This window comes from Rhodosalinus sp. (genome assembly GCF_041685465.1).
Taxonomy (GTDB): domain Bacteria; phylum Pseudomonadota; class Alphaproteobacteria; order Rhodobacterales; family Rhodobacteraceae; genus Rhodosalinus.
On the sequence record NZ_JAWLFS010000289.1, the window covers coordinates 1 to 3,385 of the forward strand.

Consider the following 3,385-nt stretch of genomic DNA (forward strand, 5'->3'; position numbering starts at 1 on the left):
GGGAGGGGGGCTGTCTGCCCCCCTCTTGGCCTACGGCCAATTCACCCCCCGAGAGTACTTGGGCCAAGATGATGGGGCCGGGGTCAAAGGGAGCGGGGGTCAAAGGGAGCCGGGGTCAGAGGGGGCCGGGGCGGCGTTCCTCCGAGAGCAGCACGTTGGCCTCCACCGCGCCCGCGCCGGGCAGCGTCATGATGCGCCGGCGCAGGAGGCGCTCGAAATCGGGGATGTCGCGGGCGACCACGCGCAGGCGGTAGTCGTAGAGGCCGAGGATGTGCTCGATCGTCTGCACCTCCGGGATGGCGGCGGCGGCGCGCTCGAAATCCTCGAGGCTCGCGCGGCCCTTGGCGGCGAGTTTCACGCCGAGAAAGACGGTGACGCCGAAGCCGGCCGCCTGCGGGTCGATGTCGAGGCGGCGCGCGCGGATGACGCCCGAGGCCTCGAGCCGCCGCAACCGGCGCCAGGCCGCGGGCTGCGAGAGGCCGAGCGCGCGGCCGAGCTCGGCGGCGGGCCGCGTGGCATCCTCGGCCACGAGGCGCAGGAGCGCGCGGTCGGTGGCGTCGAGGCTCACAGCGGCAGCGCCTCGGCGTCCTTGAGGCGCGCGACATGCATGAGCGCCTCGATGTCGGCGATATGCGGCAGGGTCAGGATGCGCTCCCGGTAGATGCGCTGGTAATGGGCCATGTCGCGGGCGATCACGGCGAGGCGCGCGTCCACGGAGCCGAGGAAGGTCTGGATCTCAAGCACCTCCGGCACCTCGCGCGCGGCGGCGATGAATTCGTCGAAGGCATTGGGCTGCGTCTTGTCGAGGGTGAAGCGCAGCGAGACCTCGACCGAGTAGCCGAGCGCGCGCCAGTCGATGACCGCCCGCGTGCCGCGCAGGATGCCGGCCTCGCGGAGCCGGGCGAGACGGCGCGAGGCGACCGAGGGCGTGCTGGCCGCGCGCTCGGCGAGCGCGGCCATGCTCTGGCCCGGGTCGGCCTGCAGCTGGCGCAGGAGGCGGCGGTCGAGGTCGTCGAGCATGGCAGGAGGCGTTTCCAGCAATATCGTGAATGATGATTGCGGAAAATGTCAGGTTTCCGGGCGAAACAAAATCCCTTCTCCGCCGGGGCGGCCTAGAGTGCGCGCCATCACCCATGCACCAAGGAGACGAGCGATGCGCGTCTATTACGACCGCGACTGCGACATTAACCTGATCAAGGACAAGAAGGTGGCGATCCTCGGCTACGGCAGCCAGGGGCATGCCCATGCGCTGAACCTGCGCGATTCGGGCGCGCGCAACGTGGTCGTGGCGCTGCGCGAGGGCTCGGCGAGCGCCAAGAAGGCGGAGGCCGAGGGCCTCTCGGTCATGGGGATCGCCGAGGCGGCGGCCTGGTGCGACCTGATGATGTTCACCATGCCCGACGAGCTGCAGGCCGAGACCTACCGCGAACACGTCCACGACAACCTGAAGGACGGCGCGGCGATCGCCTTCGCGCACGGGCTCAACGTGCATTTCGGCCTGATCGAGCCGAAGCCGGGCGTGGACGTGATCATGATGGCACCCAAGGGGCCCGGCCACACGGTGCGCGGCGAATACGTCAAGGGCGGCGGCGTGCCCTGCCTGGTGGCGGTGGATCAGGACGCGAGCGGACGCGCGCTGGAACTGGGGCTGTCCTACTGCGCGGCGATCGGCGGCGGGCGCTCGGGCATCATCGAGACCAGCTTCCGCGAGGAATGCGAGACCGACCTCTTCGGCGAGCAGGCAGTGCTCTGCGGCGGGCTGGTGGAGCTGATCCGCGCGGGCTTCGAGACACTGGTCGAGGCGGGATATGCCCCCGAGATGGCCTATTTCGAGTGCCTGCACGAGGTGAAGCTGATCGTGGACCTGATCTACGAGGGCGGCATCGCCAACATGAACTACTCGATCTCGAACACGGCGGAGTTCGGCGAATACGTCAGCGGGCCGCGGGTGCTGCCCTACGACGAGACGAAGGCGCGGATGAAAGCCATCCTGACCGACATCCAGACCGGCCGCTTCACGCGGGACTGGATGCAGGAGTGCTCGGTGGGCCAGCCGATGTTCAAGGCGACGCGGCGGCTCAACGATGCGCACCAGATCGAGGAGGTGGGCGAGAAGCTCCGCGACATGATGCCGTGGATCACCGCCGGCCGGATGGTGGACCGGGACCGCAACTGAGCCGCGCAGAAACGACCGGCCCGGGCCGCGTGGCCCGGGCCGTGTCCGGCGCGGCGCGCGCCCTCACTCGTCCTTGCGGTGGGAGTCGCCATCCCTGGCCAGCGCGCTGGCCGGGGCCTTGGGGTCGTGCTTGCGCTTTTCGGTCACGCGTTTCGAGTTGATCGCGATGATCGCGACGATACCGAGCGTCACGATCGCGAGCGTCGGAATGACGTAGGCTTCCATCTCGGTCACCTCCTGGGCTTGAGGCCCGGCAGACCGGCGCCGGGGAGGATCCCCGCCGCCGCGCCGGGGTCACCGGGTCAACGGTGGGGCGCTCCGCGCGTTTCCGCGACATGCGGTCACGGGCCGAGCGCTCAGGCGGCGCGCTCGACGGCCTCCACCACCTCGGCGACCACCTCGGCCATCAGCGCCTCGTCCTCCGCCTCGGCCATGACGCGGATCAGCGGCTCGGTCCCGGAGCGGCGGATCAGGAGCCGCCCGCACCCGTCGAGGCGCGCCTCGGCGGCCCGGATCGCATCCTGCACGCCGGCCTGGTCGAGCGGGGCGGCGCCGGTGGCGTAGCGCACGTTCCGCAGGAGTTGCGGCACCGGCTCGAACTGCCGGGCGAGGCGGCTGGCGGGCCGGCCGCTGCGCACCATCTCGGCGAGGACCTGCAGGCCCGCCATGAGCCCGTCGCCGGTGGTGGCATAGTCCGACAGGACGATATGGCCCGACTGCTCGCCGCCGAGGTTCCAGCCGCCCGCGCGCATTGCCTCGACCACGTAGCGGTCGCCCACCTTCGTGCGCTCGAGCCGCAGGTCGCGCGCGGCGAGGAAGCGCTCCAGCCCGAGGTTCGACATCACCGTGGCGACGAGCGTGCCGTCCCGGAGCCGCCCCTCCGCCGCCCAGCGCGCGGCCATGAGCGCCATCAGCTGGTCGCCGTCGGCCACCCTGCCCGTCTCGTCGATGAGCACGATCCGGTCGGCGTCGCCGTCGAGGCAGATGCCGACGTCCGCGCCGTGCGCCACCACCGCCTCGGCGGCGGCCTGCGGGCGGGTGGAGCCGCAGCCGTCGTTGATGTTGGTGCCGTCGGGAGAGGTGCCGAGCGCCACGACATCGGCGCCGAGTTCCCAGAGCACCTCGGGCGCGGCGCGGTAGGCGGCGCCGTGGGCGCAGTCCACGACGATCTTGAGCCCGTCGAGACGCATGCCCTGCGGAAAGGTCGAT

5 protein-coding genes are annotated in these 3,385 nt (G+C 71.0%); 1 reads left to right on the forward strand and 4 read right to left on the reverse strand.

Translation table 11 applies throughout. The annotated features are described in order from the left end of the window. Nucleotides 1-115 precede the first annotated feature (115 nt). Complete coding sequence (locus tag ACESL7_RS14535; protein ID WP_372894018.1) at nucleotides 116-568, reverse strand: Lrp/AsnC family transcriptional regulator; 453 nt, start codon at nucleotides 566-568, stop codon at nucleotides 116-118. Next, on the reverse strand, nucleotides 565-1,020 hold the full coding sequence (locus ACESL7_RS14540; protein WP_372894019.1) for an Lrp/AsnC family transcriptional regulator: 456 nt from the start codon (nucleotides 1,018-1,020) through the stop codon (nucleotides 565-567). Before ACESL7_RS14540 ends, ACESL7_RS14535 begins: the two co-directional genes overlap by 4 nt. Before the next feature lie 133 nt (nucleotides 1,021-1,153). Between ACESL7_RS14540 and ilvC the strand changes: the two genes are divergently transcribed. Next, the gene (gene ilvC, locus ACESL7_RS14545) at nucleotides 1,154-2,176 is read left to right on the forward strand and encodes a ketol-acid reductoisomerase (protein ID WP_372894020.1); all 1,023 of its coding nucleotides are present in this window, start codon (nucleotides 1,154-1,156) and stop codon (nucleotides 2,174-2,176) included. Between the two features lie 63 nt (nucleotides 2,177-2,239). On the opposite strand, the gene ACESL7_RS14550 is transcribed toward ilvC, so the two are convergent. Both ACESL7_RS14550 and ACESL7_RS14555 read right to left on the reverse strand, forming a co-directional pair. Continuing rightward, nucleotides 2,240-2,401, reverse strand: coding sequence for a hypothetical protein (locus ACESL7_RS14550; protein ID WP_372894021.1), 162 nt, complete (start codon nucleotides 2,399-2,401; stop codon nucleotides 2,240-2,242). Between the two features lie 131 nt (nucleotides 2,402-2,532). Further along, on the reverse strand, nucleotides 2,533-3,385 hold an 853-nt coding region (locus ACESL7_RS14555; protein ID WP_487247761.1), incomplete at its 5' end, for a phosphohexomutase domain-containing protein.